The organism is Uliginosibacterium gangwonense DSM 18521 (genome assembly GCF_000373965.1).
GTDB classification, from domain to species: Bacteria; Pseudomonadota; Gammaproteobacteria; order Burkholderiales; family Rhodocyclaceae; genus Uliginosibacterium; species Uliginosibacterium gangwonense.
The window spans coordinates 173809-199870 of the sequence record NZ_KB892835.1 but is presented as its reverse complement, the minus strand read 5'-3'; the positions used below and the strand labels follow the sequence as shown (position 1 = coordinate 199870).

Annotated in this window: 22 protein-coding genes; 20 read left to right on the top strand and 2 right to left on the bottom strand. The window is 60.6% G+C overall.

The window, feature by feature from the left end; genetic code table 11:
• Nucleotides 1-112: 112 nt before the first annotated feature.
• From miaB to B145_RS27190, 12 genes are all read left to right on the top strand, one after another.
• Entirely contained in the window at nt 113-1447 is a 1335-nt protein-coding gene (miaB, locus tag B145_RS0103710) for a tRNA (N6-isopentenyl adenosine(37)-C2)-methylthiotransferase MiaB (RefSeq protein ID WP_018605263.1), read from the top strand.
• Entirely contained in the window at nt 1437-4121 is a 2685-nt protein-coding gene (locus tag B145_RS24320) for a zinc-dependent metalloprotease (protein ID WP_157288257.1), read from the top strand. The genes miaB and B145_RS24320 overlap by 11 nt, the downstream gene beginning before the upstream one ends.
• Nucleotides 4122-4314: 193 nt before the next feature.
• On the top strand, nt 4315-5121 hold the full coding sequence (locus B145_RS0103700) for an amino acid ABC transporter substrate-binding protein (RefSeq protein ID WP_018605261.1): 807 nt from the start codon (nt 4315-4317) through the stop codon (nt 5119-5121).
• A 117-nt stretch (nt 5122-5238) separates the two neighbouring features.
• Nucleotides 5239-5892, top strand: a complete 654-nt coding sequence (locus B145_RS0103695) for an amino acid ABC transporter permease (protein WP_026258799.1) — start codon at nt 5239-5241, stop codon at nt 5890-5892.
• A 75-nt stretch (nt 5893-5967) separates the two neighbouring features.
• Nucleotides 5968-6720: an amino acid ABC transporter ATP-binding protein gene (locus tag B145_RS0103690; RefSeq protein WP_026258798.1), complete on the top strand. Its 753-nt coding sequence runs from the start codon at nt 5968-5970 to the stop codon at nt 6718-6720.
• 16 nt (nt 6721-6736) lie between these two features.
• Nucleotides 6737-7723 carry a PhoH family protein gene (locus B145_RS0103685; RefSeq protein ID WP_018605255.1) on the top strand — a complete coding sequence of 329 codons (987 nt, stop codon included), beginning with the start codon at nt 6737-6739 and terminating at the stop codon, nt 7721-7723.
• Nucleotides 7720-8454, top strand: a complete 735-nt coding sequence (murU, locus tag B145_RS0103680) for an N-acetylmuramate alpha-1-phosphate uridylyltransferase MurU (protein ID WP_018605253.1) — start codon at nt 7720-7722, stop codon at nt 8452-8454. Before B145_RS0103685 ends, murU begins: the two co-directional genes overlap by 4 nt.
• Nucleotides 8451-9803: an aminopeptidase P N-terminal domain-containing protein gene (locus B145_RS0103675; RefSeq protein ID WP_026258796.1), complete on the top strand. Its 1353-nt coding sequence runs from the start codon at nt 8451-8453 to the stop codon at nt 9801-9803. Before murU ends, B145_RS0103675 begins: the two co-directional genes overlap by 4 nt.
• Nucleotides 9796-10932: an FAD-dependent monooxygenase gene (locus B145_RS0103670; protein WP_018605251.1), complete on the top strand. Its 1137-nt coding sequence runs from the start codon at nt 9796-9798 to the stop codon at nt 10930-10932. Before B145_RS0103675 ends, B145_RS0103670 begins: the two co-directional genes overlap by 8 nt.
• 7 nt (nt 10933-10939) lie before the next feature.
• Nucleotides 10940-11812: a LysR family transcriptional regulator gene (locus B145_RS0103665; RefSeq protein WP_018605250.1), complete on the top strand. Its 873-nt coding sequence runs from the start codon at nt 10940-10942 to the stop codon at nt 11810-11812.
• A 43-nt stretch (nt 11813-11855) separates the two neighbouring features.
• Complete coding sequence (gene dacB, locus B145_RS0103660; protein ID WP_018605249.1) at nt 11856-13280, top strand: D-alanyl-D-alanine carboxypeptidase/D-alanyl-D-alanine endopeptidase; 1425 nt, start codon at nt 11856-11858, stop codon at nt 13278-13280.
• A 133-nt stretch (nt 13281-13413) separates the two neighbouring features.
• Nucleotides 13414-15606: a bacteriohemerythrin gene (locus B145_RS27190; protein WP_169558533.1), complete on the top strand. Its 2193-nt coding sequence runs from the start codon at nt 13414-13416 to the stop codon at nt 15604-15606.
• 9 nt (nt 15607-15615) lie between these two features.
• On the opposite strand, the gene B145_RS0103650 is transcribed toward B145_RS27190, so the two are convergent.
• Together B145_RS0103650 and B145_RS0103645 are read right to left on the bottom strand one after the other, a co-directional pair.
• On the bottom strand, nt 15616-16242 hold the full coding sequence (locus B145_RS0103650) for a response regulator (RefSeq protein ID WP_026258794.1): 627 nt from the start codon (nt 16240-16242) through the stop codon (nt 15616-15618).
• A gap of 72 nt (nt 16243-16314) precedes the next feature.
• On the bottom strand, nt 16315-17679 hold the full coding sequence (locus B145_RS0103645; protein ID WP_018605246.1) for a cache domain-containing protein: 1365 nt from the start codon (nt 17677-17679) through the stop codon (nt 16315-16317).
• Nucleotides 17680-17902: 223 nt separating this feature from the next.
• On the opposite strand from B145_RS0103645, the gene B145_RS0103640 reads away from it, so the two are divergent.
• The 8 genes from B145_RS0103640 to recG all read left to right on the top strand — a co-directional run bounded on the left by B145_RS0103640 (nt 17903) and on the right by recG (nt 26036).
• Nucleotides 17903-19969: a carbon starvation CstA family protein gene (locus tag B145_RS0103640; protein WP_018605245.1), complete on the top strand. Its 2067-nt coding sequence runs from the start codon at nt 17903-17905 to the stop codon at nt 19967-19969.
• The gene (locus B145_RS0103635; RefSeq protein WP_018605244.1) at nt 19969-20163 is read left to right on the top strand and encodes a YbdD/YjiX family protein; all 195 of its coding nucleotides are present in this window, start codon (nt 19969-19971) and stop codon (nt 20161-20163) included. Before B145_RS0103640 ends, B145_RS0103635 begins: the two co-directional genes overlap by 1 nt.
• An 86-nt stretch (nt 20164-20249) precedes the next feature.
• Complete coding sequence (locus B145_RS0103630; RefSeq protein WP_018605243.1) at nt 20250-21251, top strand: CobW family GTP-binding protein; 1002 nt, start codon at nt 20250-20252, stop codon at nt 21249-21251.
• A gap of 174 nt (nt 21252-21425) precedes the next feature.
• Nucleotides 21426-22013, top strand: coding sequence for a DUF2802 domain-containing protein (locus B145_RS27185; protein WP_018605242.1), 588 nt, complete (start codon nt 21426-21428; stop codon nt 22011-22013).
• A gap of 3 nt (nt 22014-22016) precedes the next feature.
• Entirely contained in the window at nt 22017-22799 is a 783-nt protein-coding gene (locus tag B145_RS27180) for an SPOR domain-containing protein (protein ID WP_018605241.1), read from the top strand.
• Between the two features lie 218 nt (nt 22800-23017).
• Nucleotides 23018-23461 carry a flagellar assembly protein FliW gene (gene fliW / locus B145_RS0103615; RefSeq protein WP_018605240.1) on the top strand — a complete coding sequence of 148 codons (444 nt, stop codon included), beginning with the start codon at nt 23018-23020 and terminating at the stop codon, nt 23459-23461.
• A 72-nt stretch (nt 23462-23533) separates the two neighbouring features.
• Nucleotides 23534-23920: a RidA family protein gene (locus B145_RS0103610; protein WP_018605239.1), complete on the top strand. Its 387-nt coding sequence runs from the start codon at nt 23534-23536 to the stop codon at nt 23918-23920.
• A gap of 61 nt (nt 23921-23981) precedes the next feature.
• Nucleotides 23982-26036: an ATP-dependent DNA helicase RecG gene (recG, locus tag B145_RS0103605; protein WP_026258793.1), complete on the top strand. Its 2055-nt coding sequence runs from the start codon at nt 23982-23984 to the stop codon at nt 26034-26036.
• The last annotated feature ends 26 nt before the right edge of the window (nt 26037-26062 follow it).

Here is a 26062-nt window from a genome sequence, read left to right as displayed (position 1 = left end):
ATTCGACCCTTCCCCTTTGTACATTCCACGTTTGCCGCTCAATGCGTGAAAAGTGGAGCGATTTGTTGACCACGGCCAAGCTCTTCTTGGCCTGAGAGTAGAAACCGATTCCATGAAAAAGCTGTACATCCGTACCTTCGGCTGCCAGATGAATGAGTATGACTCGGACAAGATGGCCGACGTTTTGGGTATGACCGAAGAGCTGACGAAGACGGACAACCCCGAAGAAGCCGATGTGATCCTCTTCAACACCTGCTCGGTGCGTGAAAAAGCGCAGGAGAAGGTGTTCCACGATCTGGGCCGAGTCAAGCATCTGAAGCAGGCCAACCCGAACCTGATCATTGGTGTGGGCGGGTGTGTGGCCTCTCAGGAAGGGGAGGCCATCATTGCACGCGCACCGTATGTGGACGTGGTGTTTGGGCCGCAGACCTTGCACCGCCTGCCCGAACTCATCGCGCAACGACGCGACACGGGCAAATCCCAGGTCGACATCAGCTTCCCGGAAAATGAGAAGTTTGACGCTCTGCCGCCTGCCCGGGTCGAAGGGGCTTCGGCCTTTGTGTCGATCATGGAAGGCTGCTCCAAGTTCTGCACCTATTGCATCGTGCCCTATACACGGGGCGACGAAATCTACCGCCCGTTGGGTGACGTGCTGGCTGAAGTGGCGGGGCTGGCAGCACAGGGCGTAAAGGAAGTGACCTTGCTGGGCCAGAATGTGAATGCCTGGCGTGGCCCCATCGAACCCGGTTCGAGCGACATGGCTGACTTTGCCTTCCTGCTCGAATGTGTGCATGAGGTGCCAGGGATTGAGCGCATCCGCTACACCACCTCGCATCCGCGCGAGATGACTCCGCGCGTGTTCGAGGCCTATGCCAAGCTGCCCAAGCTGGTCTCCCACCTGCACCTGCCGGTGCAATCCGGCTCAGATCGCGTGCTCGCCGCCATGAAGCGCGGCTACACGGTGCTGGAATACAAGTCGGTGGTGCGCAAGCTGCGTGCAGCGCGGCCCGATCTGTCACTCTCCACCGATTTCATCGTTGGCTTCCCCGGCGAGACGGAAGCAGATTTTGAAGCCACCATGAAGCTCATCGAAGACCTGGGGTTTGATGCTTCCTTCAGCTTCGTCTACAGCCAGCGCCCCGGCACGCCTGCTGCGGAAATGGCCGATGACACGACGCAGGAAATCAAGCTGGCGCGGCTGGCGCGCCTGCAAAAGCGTATCGACGAGATGGCCTCAGCCGTCAGCCAGAGCATGGTCGGTAGCGTGCAGCGCGTGCTGGTGGAAGGGCCTTCGAAGAAAGACCCCTGGGAGCTGGCCGCCCGCACAGACAACAACCGGATTGTCAATTTCAAGGGCAATCCACGTCAGATCGGGCATTTCATCAACGTCAGAATTACCTCGGCGCTCCCTCACTCGCTACGCGGAGAAGTGGAAATTGCAGAATAACAAGCGTTGGAGTCTTGCCCTCCTGATGGTTGTATGTGGCTGGATCACAGCCTGCACCAATCAGCCATCAAAGAGCACTGAGCCCGCCGCAACGGGCTCTGCTCCAGCCACCAAGGCTGCCCCGGCGGCAAATGCCTCGGCGCCTGCGGCTGCAAACGCCAACAATCTGAAACCCTATGCCGAAGTCCTCAAGGATTTCAAACACGTTCCCGGCTATCTGAGCATCTACCAGAAGGAGGAACGTTTCCTTCTGGAACTCAAGCCGGAAGATTTCGACAAGCCCTTCCTCTTTACCAATACTTTTACCCACGGTATCGGGGAACGCGGCCTATGGGGCGGCACCACGCTGGAGTCAGGCATCGGTGTATTTGTCCAGCATGCTGAGCGCATCCAGTGGGTTGAACGTAACACCGGCTACGTGGCCCCGCACAACAAGCCCTTGCAATATGCGCTCCAGACCGGATTTTCTGACAGCCTGCGGGGCTCCGCCCCGATCCTGAGTCAACCTGACCCCAAAACCAAGGCTATTCTGGTCGACCTGAATGCGCTGGTGCTGACGGACTTTTCCGGCACGGCCAATGAGTTGCAGAAGACCTACCATCAGCCCTACCAGTTTGATCGCGCCAATTCACTGATAGAACGCGTCCAGAGCAATACTGCGCAGACCCACTTCAGCCTGCGCTCGCACTATGCCGCCAGTGCGCTGGCCGTTGCCAACCCGGGGCAACCCGTCCAGCCCAGCGTACCGGCTACCCTGCCCGACCCGCGCAGCATGCTCTTGGGCTTTTCCCTGGATTTCATGGCGCTGCCCAAAGAAGCTGACACACGGGCAGCCGACCCCAGGGTGGGTTATTTCCTCACCCGCCAGCAGAATTTTGATGATGACTTCAGCACCCACAACCAGCAGTACCTGATCCACCGCTGGCGGCTGGAGAAGCAAGACCCCGAAGCGGCCTTGTCTGCGCCCAAGAAGCCGATCACCTTCTGGCTGGATCGCAACATCCCAGAGCGTTACCGGGACACCGTGAAACGTGGCATCCTGGCCTGGAACGAAGCTTTCGAACGCGTCGGCTTCAAGGATGCCATCGTGGTCAAGCAGGATTCGGACGAGCCTAAAAAGCTCCATCTGCCCCACCGCGCCGTTGTGCAATGGTTCCTGGGGACGGATAACGCCCTGGCACGCGGCCAAACTGAAGTCGACCCACGCACAGGCGAAATCCTCGTCGCCAACATCATCATCTCGGATTTCTGGACACGCCTGCCCCGCGCCAACTTTGTGCGCGAAATTCCCCAGCGCGCCGCGCAGGGGCACGAAAGTGACGATGACTGCGATTTCGCCACCGATGCGGTGGTGGAGATGCAGCAGGCGCTGGATCTGCTCATTGCCCGTGGCGACATCAATCCTGACAGCCCGGAGGCAGAAGCTTTCGTGCAGGAAACGCTGTATTCGGTGGTGATGCACGAGGTGGGCCACACTCTGGGGCTGCGCCACAACTTCCACGCATCCAGCACCTATACGCTTGCCCAGTTGCGTGACCCGGAATTCGTGGCCAAGCATGGTATCTCCGCTTCCATCATGGACTACATGTCGGATAACGTACCTCCGCCTGGCGCCCCGGTCACGGCCTACAACCAGAAGGTGCTTGGCCCGTATGACTACTGGGCCATCGAGTACGGCTATACGCCTCTGCCCAAAGACAAAGAGGCCGAGGGACTGCGCAACATTGCTGAGCGCGCGTCCAGCAATGCCTTCCTCGCCTATGCCACCGACGAGGACGCGGGCGTCACCAACGGGCTGTTCACCGGCATTGACCCGGCGGTTGCCCGCTTCGACCTGGGCAATGACCCGGTCGCATGGTTCCGCCTGCGCCTGCAACTGAGCCAGGAATTGTGGAATTCTCTGGCCCAACGCCCACTTACCGGCAAGCCCTTTGAGGCGGCAGACATGCGCGCCAGCGTGGAGCACAGTCTGCGCCTGCTGGGAATTGCGGCCAACAATGCCACGCGCAACATCGGCGGGGTCAGCGTGATCCGCCACACCTCGGCCCTGCAGAGCGAAGCTTTCATCCCCACCCCTGCAGCCACCCAGCGCGCCACGCTGGCAGCACTGTCGCAAGGCCTGTTCCAGCCCGAGAGCTTCCAGCTTGACCCGGCTCTGCTGCGGCGTCTGGCCCCCAGCCCACTCGAGAACAGCAGCCTGGAGCCCCAGCTCCCCCTCATGGCGCTGGTGCTGCAAATGCAGGCGGGCGTGCTGGACCAGATCTTCTCCGACCGGGTGAGCAACCGGCTCCTGGAAATGGAACTCACCACCCCGGTCAATGCGCGCTTCAACTTGGCCGAACTCTACGCTGGCCTGCGCCAGAACATCTGGCAGGAATTGGGGAATAAATGGGGGAATAGCAAGGAGGGTCATGGCAAGGTAGAAATCCCCTTGCTGCGGCGCAATCTGCAACGCGCCTACCTGACCCGGCTGTGTGCCCAGATTCTGCGGGCCAATGGTTCCACGCCATCGGATGCGCGTGCCCTGGCCCGAAATGAAGCACAAACCTTGTCCACCGCCATCGGGCAGGCACTACGCAAGGGCGGCAGCACGGAAACCCAGGCACACTTGCGCGAAAGCCTTGCCACCCTGGACGAAGCACTGCGGGCGCCAGTGCTGCGCCAAACCCCATGAACGCAGGCGTTTGGCGCGGACTTCGGCCCGAAAATTGCTCGGTATCAAGCATCTGGCGGCATAGAAGCATCGTTCCCAGTTGCTCAGCGCCTGCAGGCAGAGGACAATCCCACCTTTGCCGAAACGCAGTACGGTCTCACGGCGCCTTATTTTGAAACCTTTCAACATCTGTTTGCATCTTTCAAATCACACCATGAATAAACTGACTGCACTTCTGGCAACTCTGCTGGCCGCAAGCCTTTTGCTTTCCGGCTGCAACAAGAAGGACGACACCACCCAAGCGGCGGCATCGGCCCCTGCTGCCTCGGCGAGCACCAAGATCGTGATCGGCCTGGACGACAACTTCCCGCCCATGGGCTTTCATGACGACAAGAACCAACTGGTTGGCTTCGATATCGACATGGCCAAGGAAGCGGCCAAACGCGTAGGTGCCGAAGTTGAATTCAAGCCCATCGACTGGAACGCCAAGGAAGCCGAACTCAACGGTAAGCGGGTGGATGCGCTGTGGAACGGGCTGACGATCACCGAGGATCGCAAGAAGAACATCGCCTTCACCTCGCCCTATCTGGAAAACCGCCAGATCATCATCGTTACCAGCAAATCCGCCATCAAGACCAAGGCTGATCTGGCTGGCAAGGTGGTGGGCGTGCAGGACGGCAGCAGCGCCGTCGACGCGGTCGGCAAAGATGAGGCTGCGGCCAAGTCGATCAAGGAACTCAAAAAGTTTGGCGACAACGTGACTGCGCTGATGGATTTGTCGGTAGGCCGCCTGGATGCCATCGTGGTCGACGAAGTCGTCGGCCGCTACTACACCACCAAGAAGCCCGGTGAATACGTGGTGCTGGAAGAGAACTTCGGCACCGAGGAATATGGTGTCGGCACCCGCAAGGACGACACCGAACTGCTGGGCAAGATTGAAAAAGCCCTGGTAGACATGAAGAAGGACGGCACGGCTGCCAAGATCTCCACCCAGTGGTTTGGCTCCAACATCGTCAAGTAACACGCGCTATGCAGCAAAACAAGCCACGCTCCTGACCGGGCGTGGCTTGGTTGTTTATCAAACCTCTGAATCAGCTCGCGGCCAGCTTGGCCGGTGCCACACAACGAATTCGACCGCATGGACTATCTACTCAGCACGCTTGGCCCGCTTTTGCAGGGCACGGCGGTCACCCTGCAAGTGTTTCTGGTCACCATTGTTCTGTCCGTCCCGCTGGGACTATGTCTGGCCTTGCTGCGCATTTCGCGCTATCGCATCGTTGGCCGTCTGGTCAATGCCTACATTTGGCTGATGCGTGGCACGCCGCTGATGCTGCAGATGCTCTTCATCTATTTCGCGCTGCCTTTCGTGCCAGTGATCGGCGTGCGCCTGCCGGATTTCCCCGCTGCCATTGTCGCGTTCGCGCTGAACTATGCGGCCTACTTTGCCGAGATTTTCCGCGCTGGCATCCAGTCCATCGACCGGGGCCAGTATGAAGGCGCCAAGGTACTGGGCTTTACCTACGGCCAGACCATGCGCCGCATCGTGCTGCCACAGGTGATCAAGCGCATCCTGCCACCGGTGAGCAACGAGACGATCACACTCGTCAAGGACACCTCGCTGATCTATGTGCTGGCCATGAATGACCTGCTGCGCGCCGCGCGTGGCATGGTGCAGCGCGATTTCACCACCACCCCGTTTATTGTTGCCGCTGCGTTCTACCTGCTGATGACGCTGGTGCTGACCTGGGGCTTCCAGCGCCTGGAAAAACGCTATGCTGTCTATGATGAATAAGCCATGCCAGCCTCTACGTTTCCAGCCAGTCCCTTCATCGCAGCCGGACCGCACGACATTGATATGAGTTCGACCATGATTCACGCCGACAACCTCCACAAACGCTTTGGTTCGGTGGAGGTGCTCAAGGGCGTTTCGCTGAGCATGCAAAAAGGCGAGGTGATCGCCATGATCGGCCCTTCCGGTTCGGGCAAGAGCACTTTTTTGCGCTGCCTGAACCACTTGGAGCTGATCAACAGAGGGCAGATTGCCATCGAAGGTGAAGTCATGGCCCGCACCGATGAGCAGGGTCATTGCCACTATATGCCAGACGCCGATGTTCGCCGTATTTGCCGCAAGATGGGCATGGTATTCCAGCAGTTCAACCTGTTCCCGCACCTGACCGTATTGCAGAACATCATCGAAGCGCCGATGACGGTCAAAGGCATCAAGCGTGACGAGATCATCCCCAAGGCCGAAGAGCTGCTCCACAAGGTGGGGCTCGCCGCCAAGCGCGACAGCTACCCCGCACGCCTCTCGGGCGGGCAGAAGCAGCGTGTGGCCATTGCCCGGGCCCTGGCCATGGAGCCGGATATCATGCTCTTCGACGAGCCGACCTCGGCCCTAGACCCTGAGCTGACCGGCGAAGTGTTACGCACCATGCGCCAGTTGGCCGAAGAGCACATGACCATGCTGGTGGTGACCCACGAAATGGCCTTTGCCCGCGAAGTAGCCAGCCGCGTGATCTTCATGGATCATGGCCTGATCCTGGAAGAACGCCCGGCTGAGGAACTCTTTGCCGATCCACAGCACCCGCGTACCCGGGAATTCCTCCGGAACATGCTATAGGACTTCAATCCCCACTATGCCCACAGACGCCCCGGCTGCACCGAGCAAACTCCGCTCGATCGATCTCACCCTGACTCCGCCGGACAACGCCCGGCTCGCCAACCTGTGTGGCGTGCTGGACGAAAATCTGCGCCAGATCGAGGCCGGATTTGACATCATTATCTCGCGGCGTGGCGAACACTTCAAACTGCGTGGGGATGCCGTGCAGGTACAGCGCGCCGCTCAGGCGCTGCGCAAGTTCTACGAGCAGGCCACCTCCGCACTGGATGTGGCACAGATCCAGCTGGGACTGATTGAGCAGAACAACGCCAATCAGGCGCTCAATCTGGCCACCGGGCTCCTCACCCGCAAGGGCGATCTGCATGGGCGCACGCCACGGCAGGTGGAATACATCCGCAACATCCAAGAACACGACATCACCTTCGGGATTGGCCCGGCAGGCACAGGGAAAACCTACCTCGCCGTGGCCTGTGCCGTGGATGCCTTTGAGCGCCAGCAGGTCGAGCGCATCATCCTCACCCGCCCTGCGGTGGAGGCCGGGGAGCGCCTGGGCTTTTTGCCCGGCGATCTGGCACAAAAGGTAGACCCCTACCTGCGCCCCCTGTATGACGCGCTCTACGACCTGATGGGTTTTGACCGCGTGGCCAAGCTCTTCGAGCGCCAGTGCATTGAGATCGCGCCCTTGGCCTTCATGCGGGGGCGTACCCTGAATCATTCCTTCATCATATTGGATGAAGCGCAGAACACAACGCCCGAGCAGATGAAGATGTTCCTCACCCGGATCGGCATCGGCGCCCGCGCCGTGGTGACCGGGGACGTGACTCAGGTTGACCTGCCACGCGGCCACCGCAGCGGCTTGGTCGACGCGGCAAAGATTCTCTCCGGTGTGCGTGGCATTGCCTTTACCCAGTTCCTCAAGGAAGATGTGGTACGCCACCCGCTGGTCGCCCGCATCGTTGACGCGTATGAGCACGCCCAGCAGCCTCGGGAGAATCCGCAATGAAGGCCATGATCCTTGCCGCCGGGCGCGGCGAACGCATGCGCCCGCTTACCGACCACACCCCCAAGCCCCTGCTGCGGGTGGGCAACAAGTCACTGATCGGCTGGCATATCGAGCGCTTGGCACGGGCTGGCATTACCGAGCTGGTCATCAACCACGCTCACCTGGGGCATCGCATTGAAACCGCCTTGGGCGATGGCTGCCGTTATGGCGTCCACATCCAGTATTCCGAAGAAGTGCTGGCCCTGGAAACTGCCGGGGGCGTTGCCAACGCCCTGCCGCTGCTGGGCGATGGCCCCTTCCTGGTTGTCAGTGGGGACGCGTACTGCGACATTGATTACGCCCCTTTCATTGCCCGCGCACTCACGCGTGTCACCCACGGCAAGCATGCACACCTCGTGCTGGTGCCCAATCCACCACACCACCCGGAAGGTGACTTCGTGCTCGACATGGGCGGACAGCTGACCGACGAGGAAGGCTCGCGTCTGACCTTCTCGGGCATCGGCATCTATCGCCCTGAATTTTTTGCCAAGGTGCAGCCAGGCGAAAAAGCCAAGCTCGTTTCTTTGCTCAGGGAAGCCATTCGTGCCGGACACGTCAGCGGTGAGCGCTTCACGGGCCGCTGGGAAGACGTGGGCACCCCGGAACGCCTCGCTTTGCTGGACAACGAACTCAGCCTTGCGTTACAACCTACTCCAGAACCTCCAACAACCCCTGCCGCAGAAGAATCATGAATAATCCGACCCGCCCGACTGCAATCACGCTTCTCGCCCCCCATTCAGCACGCCGTACCCGCCTTGCTGAGCGAGTCGGTTGTTGTGGCGGAGGGGTCGTGATCGTTCCGACTGCGCCAGAGCGCATGCGTAACCGTGACAACGATCACCCCTATCGTTTCGACAGTTATTTCCACTACCTGACCGGCTTTACCGAACCCGGCGCCGTGCTGGTGATGCTGGTGGGTGAGAGCACGCGCAGCATCCTGTTCTGCCTGCCCAAGAATCTGGAACGTGAGACTTGGGACGGTTTCCGTCACGGCCCCGAGGCTGCCTGCACCCTGGTGGGTGTGGATGAGGCCTATTCGATTGATGAATTTGATCAGCGCCTGCCGGAGCTACTCGGCAACCAGAACGCGCTTTGGTATGCCCTGGCCGAAGACAAGGAGTTTGACGACCGTATCTTCGCCGGTCTGAACACGGTACGGGCCAATGCCCGCAGCGGGGTGCGCGCCCCTGCGGACATCCGCAACGTGCACACCTTGCTGGATGAAATGCGGCTTTTCAAAGACGCGCATGAACTCGACATCATGCGCCGCTCGGCTGCCATCAACACCGGCGCTCATCGCCGCGCTATGCGCGCTACCCGCCCCGGCATGTTCGAGTATGAGATCGAAGCCGAACTGCTGCACGAATTCCGCCGTCATGGCAGCCAATCGGTGGCCTACAACTCCATCGTTGCCAGTGGCCCCAATGCCTGCGTACTGCATTACAACGCCAATTCGCGCCAGATGCAGGAGGGGGAACTCCTGCTGATCGACGCAGGCTGCGAACTCGATGGCTATGCTTCTGACATCACCCGCACCTTCCCCATCGGTGGACGTTTCAGCGGTGGCGCCAAAGCAGTCTATGAACTGGTGCTGGCCTCGCAAGACGCAGCCATCGCCGCCTGCCAGCCCAACGCTTCGTTCAGCGCGCCGCACGATGCTGCGGTCAAGGTGCTTGTACAAGGCATGCTGGACCTAGGCCTGCTGCAAGGCAGCCTGGATAGTGTGCTGGAGAGCGGCAGCTTCCGCCGCTTCTACATGCATCGAACCAGCCACTGGCTGGGCCTGGATGTGCATGACGCGGGCGAGTACAAGGTCAACAACCTGTGGCGCCCGCTGCGCCCAGGCATGGTACTGACCATTGAGCCGGGCTGCTACATCCGCGCCGCAGACGATGTGCCAGAGGCCTTCTGGAATGTAGGGGTGCGCATTGAAGACAATATCCTGATCACCAACGATGGGCATGAGAACCTGACTGCCGCCGTACCCAGCAAGGTAGCCGAAATCGAAGCGTTGATGGCCGAGGCCCGGGAACATGGCTGACATCGGCATCGTCGGGGCCGGGCCGCTGGGCCTTGCCACCGCATTGCTGCTTCATCGCCAGGGGCAGGCGGTGCGCATCTTTGATGCCCGCGCCGCAGACGCCCCCCTGACAGAATCGCGTGTACTGGCCTTGTCAGAAGGCAGCCGCCAGATCCTGCGTAGCATTGATGCCTGGCCGGAACGGCTGTGCACTCCGATCCGCCACATCCATGTCTCGCAACAAGGAGCGCCGGGCCGCACTTTGATGGATGCCGCCGAGCATGGCTTGGCTGCGCTAGGCTACGTGCTGCCCGCCCGTGATCTCATTGTCATGCTGCGGCGCAAGGTCGAAGCCGAAGGCATTCCTCTGCACTTTGCCTCGCCCGTCGAGACACTGCTGCCGGATGCACATGGCATTGTGCTGCGCATTGCAGGCGAAGACCGCCCACAGGAACATTACTGCAGCCTGGCACTGTGCTGCGAGGGCAGCGTGCGCAATGCCAAAGACATGCTCACGCATGATTACCGGCAACGCGCCCTGCTCTGCCGCGCCAGCATCGCAGCCCCCCACAACAATCTGGCCTACGAGCGCTTCACCCCCGCTGGCCCGGTCGCCCTGCTGCCCCTGGGGCAGGACTACGCCGTGGTCTGGACCCGTGCGCTGGACGAAGCCGATGCGCTGCTTGATGCCCCCGATGCAGATTGGCTCGCGGCTTTGCAGACCCATTTTGGCACGCGTGTACGTTTTACCGGCATCAGCGAGCGGGCCAGCTATCCCCTGGCGCTCAAGATGCGCGTCAACACAGTGGGGGAGCGCACCGTCTGGCTTGGCAACGCCGCGCAAACCCTGCACCCGGTGGCAGGCCAAGGGCTCAATCTGGCTTTGCGCGATGCCTGGGAACTCGCCGATGCCCTGCGGGAGGCTAGCGATCCTGGCGCGGCCTCCGTGCTGCGTGCCTATGGCCGTGGCCGCCAACTGGATCGCTTTGCAGCAGCGGGGTTTTCCGATGCGCTGATCCGCACCTTTGGCAGTTCGCTCCCCGGCCTGCCGTTTGTGCGCGGGCTGGGCTTGGCTGCGCTGGATGCGCTGCCCCCCTTGCGGCGTTTTCTCGCCCGCCGCATGATTTACGGCGCCCGCGCCCTGCCCTGATACTGCCATGAACCTGCACCTGCTCCGCATCTATGCCGCTGTCGTTGAACAGAAAAGCTTTTCCCGCGCTGCCGAAGTGCTGGGGGTAAGCCAGCCTGCGGTCTCCAAGGCGGTGCGGGAACTGGAATCCCAGCTTGACGTGATACTGCTGGAGCGCGGCGGGCGCAGCTTTCGCCCATCGGAAGCCGGGCAGATGCTCTACAAATACGCGCGCGGCATTTTCGCCATGGAGCGTGCCGCCGTTGAAGCCGTGCAGGCCTATTCCGAACTGGAACGCGGTGGATTAACCATCGGAGCGAGCAGTACCATTGCAGCCTATTGGCTCCCAAAATATATCGCAGATTTCTCGCAGCGCTACCCAGGCATTGCAGTACGCCTGCTCTCGGGCAACACGCAAAGAGTGGCGCAATGGCTGCTCGATTGCGATGTGGATGTAGCGCTGGTGGAAGGCCCGGTGGAGGACGAACGCCTGGAAGTGCGCCCCTGGCGGCGCGAGGCCCTGGTGGTGATTGCCGCCAAGGATTCCCATCTTGCCGGGCGCAAGCAGATTCGCGCGGTCGATCTGGCCGATGAACTGTGGTTGCTGCGCGAACCCGGCTCAGGCAGCCGCGACGTGGTGGAAAGCGAACTGAGCCGCCTAGGCATCGCCCCCAAGCGCACCCTGGAAGCGGGCAGCAACGAGATCATTGTGCAGATGGCGGTGGCCAACTTGGGCATTGCCATCGTCCCGCAGGTCGCAGCAGCCGATTCCCTTGCCTTGGGGCGGATTACCGCGCTGGAGCTGGAACAGGGCGCGCTCTCACGCGAACTGTACCGCCTGCGCCTGCCACGTCGCCCACAGAGCCAGAGCGCGCTGGCCTTTGAAGCGATGATCGGTTAATACCAACATTCATCCAGGCTCTGCGCCACGCTACAATCAGGGCATGACGCTGATCCATTCCCTGTACCGCCTGAGTCTGGCGGGCTTTGCCGCCATCTCGCTCTCTGCCCAGGCCGCCTTGCCTGATGCACTCAACCAACCCTTGCGTGACGCAGGCATATCCCCCGACGGGGTGGCCCTGTGGGTAGCGCCCGCCAGCGGCGGCGAGCCACTGATACAGCACAATGCCCAGCAGTTGATGAATCCGGCTTCGGTCATGAAGCTCATCACCAGCTATGCCGCACTGGATATGCTGGGCAGCGCCTACACCTGGAAAACGCGCGCCTGGCTGGGCGGCGAGCTGAACAATGGGCGCCTGACCGGGAACGTGCTGATCGCAGCCAGTGGCGACCCTGATATGTCCTGGGACCGCCTCGGCCAATGGCTGCGGGACTGGCGCGCCCGGGGGCTGCGTGACATCCAGGGTGACATTGTCATTGACCGCAGCCTGCTGCTGCCCTCCACACCCGCTTCGCAATTTGACGATGCGCCGCACCGTGCCTACAACGCCTTGCCCGACGCCTTCCTGACGAACTTTGGCGCCTTATCGGTACGCCTGAGTCCTGGGCTGGCCAATGGTGGCGTGGATGTCGTCAGCCTCAATCCGGCAGCCCCCCTGCGCATCCAGAACCGCATCCGGGCCAGCAACGGCCCCTGCGTAGACTGGCGCAGTGGGCTGCGCGGCAGCTTCCGGGCCGAGGGCAAAGGCTTCATGTTGAGTCTGGAGGGCAAGCTGCCTGCCAGCTGCGGGGAAAAGATCTTCAATCTGGCCGTGGGTGACAGCCTGCGCTGGACAGGCGCGGTCATCCGGGCCCAATGGCAAGAGCTGGGGGGCACCTGGAGTGGGGAGGTGCGTAGCGAAGCATTGCCCGCCGAGCTGCCCGAGCCCTTCTCGGTCTGGCAGTCACCCACGCTGCCTGAGGTCCTGCGCGACATGGACAAGTGGTCCAACAACGTCATGGCCCGCATGGTCTTTCTCTCCCTGGGCAACGATGACAGTGGCACCCCCCTAACGGCCGAGCGCAGTCTGGCCCGGCTGCTGCCCTGGATGACACAGCAGGGCCTGGACGCCACACAATGGGTCTTTGAAAATGGTTCAGGCCTCTCGCGTAGCGAACGTACTACCACGGCACAGCTTGGCGCCTTGTTGCAGGCTGCATGGCACAGCCCGCGCATGCCGGAGTTTGTTGCCGCGCAACCCGTGGTGGGGGCAGACGGCACCATGCGCTCTCGCCTGCCCAACACCCCGCTGGCCGGGCGTGGCTACGTGAAGACCGGCACACTGGATGGCGTCAAAAGTGCAGCCGGTTATCTGCTGGATGCCCAAGGCCAGTGGAAAGCATTCGCCCTGATCATCAACCACCCCAAGGCAGGGAACGGCGAACCGGCGGTGGAAGCCTTGCTGCAATGGCTCTACGCGGGCAGGTGATGGCACCTGCCTGATCCTCAAAAGCCTGCCCTGATGGTCCTTTGAGCCGATAAAGCCCTATTGGTCATTGCATGATAGGGCACAATGCTTTCTGTCCATGGCTACTGCCATGTGCTGCGAGGGATTCTCCATCATGAAGATCATGCATGCCATCCAATCGGGATCGCTCAAGGTTCGCCTCCTGCTGGTTCCCTTGGTATCCCTGCTGGGTTTTGCCCTGCTTGGCGGCATCGCCTTATGGATGCTGGAGAGCAACATCCGCCAGGACAAGGAAGCGCAGCTCATCACCGTGGTCGAGCTTGCCCACGGTGTTGTGGCAGGCTTCCAGCAGCGCGAGCAAGCTGGCACGCTCAGTCACGAAGCCGCGCAGGAAGCCGCCCGCCAAGCCATCAAAACCTTGCGCTACGCCGGCAATGAGTACATTTGGATCAACGACCTTGGGCGCCCTTACCCGAAGATGATCATGCACCCTACCGTACCGGCCCTGGACGGCAAAGTGCTCGACAGTCCGAACTTCAATCGTGCCACCGGCCAATACGATATCGCGCACAAAGAATCCATAAGCTATGAGGAGCACAACCTCTTTGCGAGTTTTGTTGACCTCGTGAGCGCCAGCGGCCAGGGCTTTGTCAGCTATGAATGGCCCAAGCCGCTCAAAGAGGGGGGCGTGAGCAAGACGCTCTATCCCAAGCTGTCGTTCGTCAAAAAATTCGAGCCCTGGGGCTGGGTCATCGGCTCTGGCGTCTATATTGATGACCTGCAAAGTACCTACCTCAAACTGGCAAGCATCATCCTCGTCACGGCTGCACTGGGGGTCGTACTCATCATGCTGTCGGCCACCTACATCCATCGCTGGGTGTTGCGTGCCCTGGGGGGTGAGATATCGACAGCGACCGAAGCCGTCCAACGGATTGCCAATGGCGATCTGGTCACCACATTCCACTACCTTGCGGGCCAGGAGAAAAGCTTGCTGGGCAATCTGGACGTCATGCGTCACCAGCTTGAACAACTGCTGGGCATTATTGTCGGTCATGCCAAACGACTGGCAATCGACATGAAGATTCTCAGTGCAGAGGCTTCCAACATGGGGGTTCAACTCTCGCTCCAGAAAACCTCCTCAGATGAAGTACTGACTTCTGTGCACACCATGCGCGACATCGTGCAGCAGATGGCCGAATTGGCCCGCCAGACAGAAGAAGGCGCCCATACCATTGAGCAAAGCTCCATCAGCGGCGCCGACATGATGGCCCACACCACCGAAAACATCCTGCTCATCTCACAGAACATCCACGATTCGGCAGGTGAGGTGCAAGACCTCGCCCATCAGGCGGAGAGCATCAATTCCATCGTGTCAGCCATCCGGGAGATTGCCGATCAGACCAACCTGCTGGCATTGAATGCCGCCATTGAGGCTGCCCGCGCGGGAGAGCAGGGGCGCGGTTTTGCCGTGGTCGCTGACGAAGTACGCAAGCTGGCGGTGCGCACCTCCTCGGCCACCGAAGAGATCACCCGCATGATCGACACCACCCGCAACAGTATCAACAAAGTGGTTACCACCATGAATGGTGCCAAGCCCATTGTCGAGCGTGGTGTTCAGAGTGTGGAGCAGATGGCAGCGCTGCTTCTGGAGTTCCGCGAGACCTCCGAGAAGGTCGTCTCGCAGATGAGTCGCCTCGCCAAAGTGGCTGTTGAACAGGCCAGCGCAGCCGATACCGTGGTGGAGACTGTCAACCAGACGCTTTCGATCACCAAACAGGCCGTGCAGATGGTCGACACCACCACCCAGATGGCAACCCGGGCGGACAAGACTTCAGCCGAGCTGGCACATATCTCGGAACGCTTCCAGACTCGTCACCCTTCCGATGAAGGAGAGATTTCCTCCCCCACGCTGGGAGCGAGTACCAATCTGGAATGGTCGCCACGTTTTGCAGTCGGCGTGGAATCCATCGACGCCCAACACCAGAAGCTGATCGCCATTTTCAATCAACTCCATGCTGCGCTGTACCACGTCAACGACAAAGCGGACATTGCAAAGGTGCTTGAGGAATTGCTTGCCTATACGCAATACCACTTCAAGCACGAGGGCGAGTTGATGGAGCGTGCCCATTACCCGGAACAACGCGACCATCTGGCCAAACACGCCGCCCTCATCGACAAGGCCGTGGAATACAAACGCCGCTTTGATGCAGGCGAGCAGATTGGCGCGGAGATGATGCAGTTCTTCCGCGAGTGGCTGGTCAATCACATCCTCAAGACGGACAAGACCTTGGGTAGCTATCTGTCCCAGCGTAGTGCCCCGGCACGGCATTCAAACCCGGTGCACTAGCCTCCCCCGTTAGAGCTTGGTGAATTTGTGCTCCACGGCAAATTTGACCAAGGCAGCAGAACCATCCAGCTCCAGCTTGCGTTTGATGTTCAGGCGATGCGTCTCGACAGTGCGCACTGACAGATCTAGGCGCTGGGCGATTTCCTTGCTAGAGAGTCCCTCGGCCAGCAAGGCCAGCACCTCCCGCTCGCGCTGAGTCACCTGCGGCTCGGCAGCACTGGCGATCGCCAGGGCGTCAGCCACCCCGGCAGAGTAGTAACGCTTGCCCGCCATCACCGCATGTACCGCAGCCACAATCTCCTGCGCCGGGCTGTCTTTGAGCACGTAACCCCGCGCACCATGGCGAAAGGCTTCCAGCACATATTGAGGCTGGTCATGCATGGTTAGCATGATGACCCTGACCTGCGGAAACCGTTCGTGGAACACCTTTGCCAACTCGATGCCATTCGTGCCGCGCATAGCAATGTCCATCAGCGCCACGTCGGGCACACAGTGCGGCACTGCCTCCAGCGCAGACGGCCCGTCTCCGGCCTCACCCACCACCTTGAAGCCCGGTACGGTCTCTAGGCGCACGCGCAAGCCGTCACGCACCAAGGGATGATCGTCAATCAGCATCAGGCGAACTTTGTCACTCATCTTTGCATCCCACTTCAGGCCCACAGCTTTTGAAACACGTATCCTGCCATGATACGCCACCTGAACAGGTTCTCAGGCTTTGAGCGCATTGGCGGGAAGCACGATTTCGATGCTCGTCCCCCCTGTGCCAGAGCGGATGGTGAGCAGCCCGCCCAGCGTTTCGATGCGCTCACGCATGCTTGACAGGCCCAGGCCACTGCGGGGTTGCTCCAGGATATCCGTTGGGTCGAAGCCCATGCCATTATCGGTAATGCTCAGGCGCAGGGCCTGCTGGCGATTCATGAGGGTGACGGTGACTTCGGTTGCCCCGGAGTGACGCTCGATATTGTTCAAAGCCTCCTGTACCACACGGAAGAGTGCGGTGGCAACCGCTTCGGGCATGCTGGGGTTGTCTTCCGCCTTCAGGCGCACCTGGAGGTGGCTGCGCAGTTCGAATTCTTCCAGCATCTGGGACAGGGCGGCGACCAGCCCCAGGTCATCCAGTGCCGTCGGACGCAGGCCGTGGGAGATGCGCCGGACTTCGCGCAACACCTCGTTGATGCGCTCCAGCCCCTGCTCCATGGTTTTGTCGATAGTCTGCCCTGCCTCACTACCCAACATGGCAACACGCGCCTGGGCAGACTCGAAGATAAATTTGACGGCGACCAGCAACTGGCTGACCCCATCATGCAATTCACTGGCGACCCGTGCCCGTTCGCGTTCCTGTGAGAGCACCACCTGATGCGCGAGGGCGCGCATCTTGGCGTCCGCCACCCGCTGCTCCGAGAAGTTGAGCGCCAAGCCGCACACCGCCACGATCAGCGCAGCGACCCCTGCAATCACCACAATGATGCCCATGGTGGTGCTGATTGCGCGTGAAGCCTCACGGTCAATGCGCCCCTTGGCTTCATCGAGTTCATCCAGATACAGCCCGGTGCCGATCACCCAGTTCCATTTGGGTTCGATGCCCACATACCCGAGCTTGCGGACGACCTTGCCCGTGGAGGGCCGCACCCATTTGAATTCAACGTAGTCGCCTCCCCTGCGGGCGGCATCAATGAGCTTCTGGATGACCAGTTCGCCATCCGGGTCACGCAGGTTCCACAGATTCTGCCCTACCAGTTCGGGCTGGCGCGGGTGCATCAGGCTGCGCCCCGAGAGGTCATAGACGAAGAAGTAGTTGTCTTCGCCAAAATCCATCCGTCGCAAAATGGAGAGCGCCTCGCTACGCGCGGCCTCGTCATCGCCCCGGCTATGCAGGTGCTCCACGGCCCCCAGCGCAAGATTGACGTAGTGCTGCAACTGCTCACGCTGGGATGCCACCAGCACCGGCTGCACAGCCGCCATCTCCGCTTCGGCCAAAGCCTGGGCCTCCAGCTGCACCACCGCCGCAATGGCTGCCACGGCGAGCAACAGCGGAAACACGGCAAGCAGAAACACCTTCATGCGCAGTTGCATGAACCCTCCACCCGCATATAAGAAACGCACCAGCGTACATGCTAACCGATTCCGAGAGCACCACGTAATTCTACGTAACAAATGTGCGTAGTCATCCTGATGCCTAACGCGCATGTCAGACCCATACTGACATTGGCCCGTTTTCCGGGCCCAACCAAGTTCACACACTACACACCTTGCGTCATGGCCTGCCTGGGCCAAGACGACATTAGGGGGAGACTTCATGAACAAAACTCTACCTCGCCTGGCCTGGGGGCTGGTGGCGCTGCTTGGCGCCTGCTCGCTGGCTTATGTGGCGCTCTCGCGCGGCGAAACCATCAATGCAATGTGGGTTGTGATTGCCGCAGTCTGCATCTATCTGGCGGGTTATCGCTACTATGCCTTGTACATCGCCGACAAGGTATTAGGAATTGATGCCAATCGCATGACGCCTTCGGTCAAGCACAACGATGGCCTGGACTACGTCCCTACCAACAAGTATGTGCTCTATGGTCACCACTTTGCGGCCATCGCCGGCGCAGGGCCGCTGGTCGGGCCCGTGCTGGCTGCGCAGATGGGCTATCTGCCCGGCCTGTTGTGGATCGTTGCCGGGGTGGTGCTGGCCGGTGCGGTGCAGGATTTCATCGTGCTCTTCATCTCCACGCGGCGTGATGGGCGCTCGCTGGGCGAGATGATCAAGTCCGAACTGGGCACACTCCCTGGCGTAATCGCGCTGGTGGGCACCTTCCTCATCATGATCATCCTGCTGGCCGTGTTGGCGCTGATCGTGGTCAAGGCCCTGGCTGATTCACCCTGGGGGACCTTCACCGTCTTCGCTACCATGCCGATTGCCATCTTCATGGGCCTGTACATGCGCTATATCCGCCCTGGGCGCATTGGGGAAATCTCCATCATCAGCTTTGCATTGCTGATCGGCGCCATCTTGTTGGGCGGGCAGATTGCCGCCAGCCCCACCTGGGCACCGATGTTTACCTTCACCGGCACGCAACTGACCTGGATGCTCATGGGCTACGGTTTTGTGGCTTCCGTGCTGCCGGTGTGGCTGCTGCTGGCCCCGCGTGACTATCTGTCGACCTTCCTGAAGATCGGCACCATCACCGCCTTGGCCCTGGGCATCCTCATCCTGGCCCCGACGATGCAGATGCCGCACGTCACCAAGTTCATTGATGGCTCCGGCCCGGTCTGGTCGGGGAACCTGTTCCCCTTCCTCTTCATCACCATTGCCTGCGGCTCGGTTTCCGGCTTCCATGCCCTGATTTCCTCGGGGACCACGCCCAAGCTGCTCGACAATGAGAAGAATGCCGCCTTCATCGGTTACGGTGGCATGCTGATGGAATCCTTCGTCGCCGTGATGGCCCTGGTGGCCGCCTCGGTGATCGACCCAGGCATCTACTTCGGCATGAACAGCCCGCTTGCCTTGCTGGGCAAGGATGCCGTCTCGGCTGCCGATGCCATCACCAAGATGGGCTTTGTGGTCACACCAGATGCGTTGACGCAGATCGCACAGGATGTGGGCGAGAAGACCATCATCGCCCGTGCGGGGGGGGCTCCGACGCTCGCTGTAGGGATGGCACATATCCTCGCCAACGCCTTGGGTTCCAAGGGCATGATGGCCTTCTGGTATCACTTCGCCATCCTGTTCGAAGCCCTCTTCATCCTCACCGCCGTGGATGCTGGCACACGGGTCTGCCGCTTCATGCTGCAAGACATGATCGGGGTGATCGTCCCCGGCTTCAAGCGCACAGAAAAGCTGGTGCCCAACCTCGTTGCCACCGCACTATGCGTGGCATGCTGGGGTTACTTCCTGTATCAGGGCGTAGTCGATCCGCTCGGTGGCATCAACACCTTGTGGCCGCTGTTCGGTGTCTCCAACCAGATGCTGGCAGCAGTCGCCCTGATCCTGTGTACCGTGGTGCTGTTCAAGATGAAGCGCGAGCGTTACGCTTGGGTCACCATCCTGCCCACCACTTGGCTGTTGATCTGCACGCTGACGGCTGGCTGGCAGAAGATCTTCCACACCAACCCGAAGATCGGCTTCCTGGCCAACGCGGCCCGCTTCAGCAATGCCGCCGAGCGGGGCGAAATCCTCGCTCCGGCCAAGAGCGCAGCGCAGATGCAACAGGTGATCCTCAACAACTACATCGATGCGGCCTTGTCTGCCATCTTTGTACTGGTGGTGCTGTCGGTACTCGTGTTTGGCATCCGCGCCTGCGCCAAGGCATATGCCGCCAACCATCCGACTACGCTGGAATCGCAACGCGAACAAATGCCTGAAGGTATCAGGGTGTAATGTTCAACAACCTTGCCAAAATGGGGCAGTACCTCGGGCAAGCCGCCAAAATGATGGTCGGCGTGCCCGATTACGATGCCTACGTACAGCACACGCGCCTGAAGCACCCGGACAGGACACCCATGACCTACGAGGAATTCTTCCGAGAACGTCAGGACGCACGCTACGCCTCAAGCGTTGGCAAATGTTGCTGAAGTCATAGAGGAAACAACCCGGTTCATACCGGGTTGTTTTTTTGATACAAAGACAGCACTGACAACTTATCCACGCTCAAGCGCCCATGTTCCAGCAAACCCCTGTCACGCTCCTCACCGGTTTTCTGGGTGCGGGCAAAACCACCCTGCTCAATGGCCTTCTGGCAGCAAGGCCCAACGAGCGCATCGCCATTGTTGAAAACGAGTTTGGCGCAGTGGGCATTGACGCCAGCCTGATCGCCCCGAGTGCCGCCAGCATCGTGGAACTCTCGAATGGCTGCATCTGTTGCAGCGTACGTGGCGAGCTGAGCGCTGCCCTGCTTGATCTGCTGGCACGCCGCGAGCGGGGGGAAATCGCCTTCGACCGCCTGGTCATCGAAACAACCGGGCTAGCCGATCCGGCCCCAGTGGTACAGACCTTTTTCTGGGAGGATGCCTTGCGTGAGGCTTTCCGCCTGGATGCGGTCATCACCCTGGTCGACATCTGCCACGCGGCCAGCCAGTTGGATCGTGAAGCCGTCGCCGCCTCACAGGTTGCCTTTGCAGACTGGCTGGTTCTGAGCAAGGCCGATCTGGCCGACCCCGGTGATCTACCCGAACGCCTGCGGGCCATCAATGCCCGTGCAGAAATGCTGGACTCACGCGATTTGGCCCAACACTGGCCGCGCCTGCTGGACACAGGCGGTTTCAGCCTGAATGAACGGGGTCTGCCCCACTCGATCTGGGCGCAGAAAACACCGGCGGCCGCCCCACTGGGCGGCAAAGCCAAACAATCTTGGGACGATGCAATTGAGTCCGTCGTGCTGGAATGCCCAGGTGCCGTGGATCTGGCTGCCATCTCGGCTTTTGTTGATCAACTGCTCGAACGTCACGCCAACGATCTATTGCGCTACAAGGGCATCCTGGCAATTGCCGGAGAAGAACGCCGCCTGATTTTCCAGGGTGTGCATCGCATTGCCGGGTTCGACTACGGTCGCCCCTGGACTGAAGATGAAGCCCGTGAAAGCCGGATCGTGCTGATCGGGCGCCTGCTCCCCACAGCGCAGATCATCCAGGACTTCCACGCCACACGCGCCCCCGGAGACTGAACAACACGCTCCGCTTGTCCAACAGGAATGGCGCTTTAGGGCGCCCACCCTTCAATTTGCTCGACGCTGTGAGTATCATCGTCCTTCATGGCTGTGCCCTGCGGGGCATGAGAGGCGGTATATCGTAGCCGTTCAGGTTACGAACGCCCTCAGAGCCATCATCCGGGAGGAAAGGTGACTGTCAAAGAAATCATTCTGGGGCTAATTGTAGTTCTGCTGGCCTACCTGTGCTGGCTGTGTCTGCAGTTCCTGGCAACACTGCGCAAGAAGAAAAAAACCTCGCTCAGTGAAATGCCGCGCTTGTCACCCAACACCCAGGCACCAGGCGACACGATCCAGTCGCGCATCGTTGGCGGAGAAGGCGATAGCTCCTCAAGCGACACCTTCCATAGCGACGGCTCGGCACAAGGAGAGTTCAAACCTATGCGGCTGGATGAATCGGATCGCCGTTTCCGCCCGCCCCCCGAACCTGATGCAAGCGGCTTCGGCTTCGACGCCCTGCTTGAAATGCGCCAGACGCGCCATATCGTGGATGATCTGCAACGCCAGTTGGCCGAGCTACGGACCGAACTCGATACCATGCGGCGGGATCTGGCAAATGTACGCTCATCCTCACGGGTATCGTCTTTCTACAGCGAGGCGGTCGAGCTTGCCCAACGCGGTTATGATGTGCAGGCAATCGCCGAGCGCTGTGGCATCTCGATTGCCGAAGCAGAGATGGTTCATTCTTTGAGTGCAACACCCAACCAGACACAAGGATAAGCGATGGCCGGAGAGGACAGGAACAGCAATCGCGCCGAATCACGTCGCCAACTGGTGATACGCGCTGCCGTAGTCGTGGGGTTGATCGTGGTGCTGGTGGCTGGGCTATTGATCTACGAAGAGCGCAAAGACACCCCTGCCGCCCCCATTGCACACGTCAGCTCGCCTATCGGCAACTCGATTATCACCGCCGCAGTCTCCACCCCGGCCCTGCCTGAAGAAATCAGCCGGGCCGTGCGCGAAGCACCGGATGCCACCCAGGCCACCGTGGCCAACATGTCGGCCCCCGTTGCCACTGCCACGGAAGAAACCAAGCCACAGCCGCATGAAGACGTACAGTCCGAGCCCGTCAAGCGCCCCGCCCCGGTCGCGGTAGTCACTCCGCCGCCCCCCCAGCCCGCCACAGCTCCAAAAGGTAATGACCGGCTGGTGGTCGACACCACCAAGCAGGCGCAGCCTCCAACCAAACCCGCCGCTCCCAACAAGAATCCGCCACCGGCGGCCGCACCACAACCCGTTGTAGTCGCTCCCCCGGTAGCCCCTGCCATCCCGCATGCCACGGGCTTCATGGTGCAGCTTGGCGTTTTCAACAATCAAAGCAATGCGGAAGAATTACGGACCAAACTCGCCCTGGCGGGGATTCCCACCCAGGTTGAGACGCGCGTGCAGCTCGGCCCCTTCAAAACCAGGGAGGAGGCCCTCAAAGCCCAGCAAACGCTACGCACCCTGGGAGTTGCCCAAGGCTTGCTGGTGCCCCCCCGCAATGCTGAACATGTGGGCAAATAACCTCTGGCACGCAGCCAGCCTTGGCACGAAGGGGCAAGCTCGCAGTAAGATCATGAATAGATTCTTGGAAACTGTTCAGAATCTGTAGCAAGAGACCGTCAGCGCAGGGTGAAGAGCAGCACATGAGCCCTGATCACGGCCTCGCAGTAAGATGATGAGCAGCTTCCTACAACAATACGCCTACCGCTGCAGAGCGGCACTGCATTCAGGAGGAAACCATGAAAGTCGATAGTCCGCATTTTGGCAGTCTGGAAGTAGCCAGCAACAAGATCATTGAGTTTCCCGCAGGCTTGCCGGGCTTTGAAGAATGCAAGCATTTCACCCTGGTGGAAGTCGACTCCAGCCAGCAGGTATTGGCGATTTTGCAAAGTGTGGATAAACCCGAAGTGGCCTTTTCAGTCACCACCCCGGACCTGCTTGGCCTGCACTATGAATTCACCCTAACCGAAGATGAGGCGAAAATCCTCAAGGCCACCCGTGCCGAAGACATTGCGGTGATGCTGATCCTGCGGGAAGACGATTCGCCCCATCGGCGAGAGGTCGACGCCCCGGTCAAGGCCAATCTGATGGCCCCATTGGTCATCAACGCACAAAGCTGGATCGGTTTGCAAAAGGTCATCGCCAAGCTTGGCTGCGAGGTTACCCTGCGCGCAGCCGACTAGCCCGGCCACACCCTGTTTTTGCCAGCGCCTGCGCATGCAGGCGCTTTTGTTTTGTATCGACGGAGAATGACAATGTCCTCAAAAACACCGGTTTCAACCCCCAAGGCGCCTGCTGCGATTGGCACCTACTCGCAGGCAGTACGCACCGGCGATACGGTGTACGTCTCCGGCCAGATCGGGCTGGACCCGGCCAGCGGGCAGTTGCAGGGCGGCTTTGAAGCGCAAGCGGTACAGGTATTCAAAAACCTTGCGGCCATTGCCGAAGCAGCCGGTGGCTCGCTGGCTGATGCCGTCAAGCTGACGATCTATCTGACCGATCTGGCCAACTTCCCCAAGGTCAATGAGATCATGGCCCAATACTGCCCGGAACCCTTCCCGGCCCGTGCAGCGGTGGGGGTTTCCGCACTCCCGAAGGGCGCCGTGGTGGAGGCCGATGCCATCCTCTACCTGGGCAAGTAAATCGCCACACTTTGCATAAACGGGGCAAATGCGGTCCAATGCTGGCATGCTTGGATCTGCCATGCAGCCTATGACTACGCCTGAAGCCCCGCCAAAGAAAAAGCCTTCTGCGCTGACCGGACGCCTGCACAAACTCGGCCTCTATTGTGATGCCGATATATTGTTGCATCTGCCACTGCGCTACGAGGACGAAACCCAGCTCACCCCGATCCGTGAAGCGGCCCCCGGCACGCCGGTACAGGTCGAGGGCGAGGTGGAACATGCCGAAATCGTACTGCGCCCGCGCCGCCAGTTGGTGGTAAAGCTGCGTGATGACTCCGGCATGCTCATCCTGCGCTTCCTGAATTTCTATCCTTCCATTCAGAAGGCACTGGAAAGCGGCAAGCGCGTGCGCGCCTTTGGTGAAGTGCGCAGCGGCTTCTGGGGGGAGGAGATGATCCACCCCCGCATCCAGGGCGTGACGGACAGTGCAGAGTTGCCCCAGGCACTTACGCCGGTCTACCCCACCACAGCCGGGCTGGTGCAATCCGCCCTGCGCAAACTGGTGGTGCGCGCGCTGGAGCGTGCCAACCTGAACGACCTGCTTCCCAAGGAATTGCGTGCCAGCCTGAAACTACCGGGTTGGGAACGCAGCCTGCGGTTTCTGCATCAACCCCCGCCCAATGCCAGCCTCATGGCGCTGGAAGATCGCAGCCACCCGGCATGGCGGCGGATCAAGTTTGAAGAATTGCTCGCCCAGCAGATTTCGTTGCGCAAGGCTTACATGGAGCGCCGCGCGCATGCCGCCTCGCCCCTGCTCGCCCAAGGCACGCTGTGCGGCCGCCTGCTTGAAGTGCTCCCCTTTGCCCTGACTGGCGCCCAGGCCCGCGCCGTGGATGAGATCGCCCGGGATCTGGCCCAGAACTACCCGATGCAGCGCCTGCTGCAAGGCGATGTAGGCAGCGGCAAAACCATCGTGGCGGCCTTGGCAATGTTGCAGGCGGCTGAAAACGGCATGCAGGCGGCATTGATGGCACCCACCGAGATCCTCGCCGAACAGCACTACCGCAAGCTCGATAGCTGGCTGCGCCCGCTAGGGCTAGAGGTGGTGTGGCTTTCCGGCTCGCAGAAAAAACGCGAGCGCAAGGTGATGCTGGAGAAACTCGATGCAGGAGACGCCCTGCTGATTGTTGGCACCCACGCACTGATTGAGGATTCCGTTGCACTCGACAAGCTGGGGCTGGCCGTCGTCGATGAGCAGCACCGCTTTGGTGTGCGGCAACGTCTGGCGCTCCGTGAAAAGGTCAACGGACGCCTGCCGCATATGCTGATGATGAGCGCCACCCCCATCCCACGCACCCTGGCGATGAGCTATATGGCCGACCTGGATGTGAGCGTACTCGACGAACTCCCCCCCGGGCGCACCCCCATCGTCACCAAACTGGTGGCCGATACCCGCCGTGATCAGGTGATCGAACGCATCCGTGATGCCTGCCGTGAAGGGCGTCAAGCCTATTGGGTTTGCCCGCTCATTGAGGAAAGCGAGGCGCTGCAATTGCAGACCGCCGTCGATACCTATGAGGTGCTCGCCACTGAGTTGGCGGAACTCAAAGTCGGGCTGGTGCATGGTCGCCTCAAACCCACTGAGAAGGCTGAGGTGATGGATGCCTTCATCCGCAATGAAACCCAGGTATTGGTGGCCACCACGGTGATCGAAGTGGGCGTGGATGTGCCCAACGCCAGCCTGATGGTGATTGAACATGCCGAGCGATTCGGGCTGGCGCAATTGCACCAGTTGCGCGGACGCGTAGGCAGGGGGGCTGCTGCCTCAAGCTGCGTACTGATCTACGCTTCGCCTTTGTCGGAAAACGGGCGCGCACGCCTGAAAGCCATCTACGAAACCAACGACGGCTTCGAAATCGCCCGCCGCGATCTGCATCTGCGCGGCCCCGGCGAATTCATCGGCGCCCGGCAAAGTGGCGTACCCCTGCTGCGTTATGCCGATCTGGAAATGGATATTGATCTGGTTGAATCAGCCCGTCAGGCAGCGGACGAAATGCTCGCCCGCTTCCCGGATGCAGCAGAAGCTTTGCACACCCGCTGGTATGGCGGGCGTTCGCAATTGCTGCGGGCATAAATCCCTTCGACCAGAATACGCAGGGG

Bases quoted from the DNA above. Each gene is read 5' to 3' on its own strand.
- B145_RS0103610 (WP_018605239.1), top strand. From the start codon at position 23,534: ATGTCCTCAAAAACACCGGTTTCAACCCCCAAGGCGCCTGCTGCGATT.
- B145_RS0103645 (WP_018605246.1), bottom strand. From the start codon at position 17,679: ATGCAACTGCGCATGAAGGTGTTTCTGCTTGCCGTGTTTCCGCTGTTG.
- B145_RS27190 (WP_169558533.1), top strand. From the start codon at position 13,414: ATGAAGATCATGCATGCCATCCAATCGGGATCGCTCAAGGTTCGCCTC.
- B145_RS0103670 (WP_018605251.1), top strand. From the start codon at position 9,796: ATGGCTGACATCGGCATCGTCGGGGCCGGGCCGCTGGGCCTTGCCACC.
- B145_RS0103640 (WP_018605245.1), top strand. From the start codon at position 17,903: ATGAACAAAACTCTACCTCGCCTGGCCTGGGGGCTGGTGGCGCTGCTT.
- murU (WP_018605253.1), top strand. From the start codon at position 7,720: ATGAAGGCCATGATCCTTGCCGCCGGGCGCGGCGAACGCATGCGCCCG.
- B145_RS0103650 (WP_026258794.1), bottom strand. From the start codon at position 16,242: ATGAGTGACAAAGTTCGCCTGATGCTGATTGACGATCATCCCTTGGTG.
- recG (WP_026258793.1), top strand. From the start codon at position 23,982: ATGCAGCCTATGACTACGCCTGAAGCCCCGCCAAAGAAAAAGCCTTCT.
- B145_RS0103700 (WP_018605261.1), top strand. From the start codon at position 4,315: ATGAATAAACTGACTGCACTTCTGGCAACTCTGCTGGCCGCAAGCCTT.
- B145_RS0103675 (WP_026258796.1), top strand. From the start codon at position 8,451: ATGAATAATCCGACCCGCCCGACTGCAATCACGCTTCTCGCCCCCCAT.
- B145_RS0103635 (WP_018605244.1), top strand. From the start codon at position 19,969: ATGTTCAACAACCTTGCCAAAATGGGGCAGTACCTCGGGCAAGCCGCC.
- B145_RS0103690 (WP_026258798.1), top strand. From the start codon at position 5,968: ATGATTCACGCCGACAACCTCCACAAACGCTTTGGTTCGGTGGAGGTG.
- dacB (WP_018605249.1), top strand. From the start codon at position 11,856: ATGACGCTGATCCATTCCCTGTACCGCCTGAGTCTGGCGGGCTTTGCC.
- B145_RS0103665 (WP_018605250.1), top strand. From the start codon at position 10,940: ATGAACCTGCACCTGCTCCGCATCTATGCCGCTGTCGTTGAACAGAAA.
- B145_RS27180 (WP_018605241.1), top strand. From the start codon at position 22,017: ATGGCCGGAGAGGACAGGAACAGCAATCGCGCCGAATCACGTCGCCAA.
- miaB (WP_018605263.1), top strand. From the start codon at position 113: ATGAAAAAGCTGTACATCCGTACCTTCGGCTGCCAGATGAATGAGTAT.
- B145_RS0103685 (WP_018605255.1), top strand. From the start codon at position 6,737: ATGCCCACAGACGCCCCGGCTGCACCGAGCAAACTCCGCTCGATCGAT.
- B145_RS0103630 (WP_018605243.1), top strand. From the start codon at position 20,250: ATGTTCCAGCAAACCCCTGTCACGCTCCTCACCGGTTTTCTGGGTGCG.
- fliW (WP_018605240.1), top strand. From the start codon at position 23,018: ATGAAAGTCGATAGTCCGCATTTTGGCAGTCTGGAAGTAGCCAGCAAC.
- B145_RS0103695 (WP_026258799.1), top strand. From the start codon at position 5,239: ATGGACTATCTACTCAGCACGCTTGGCCCGCTTTTGCAGGGCACGGCG.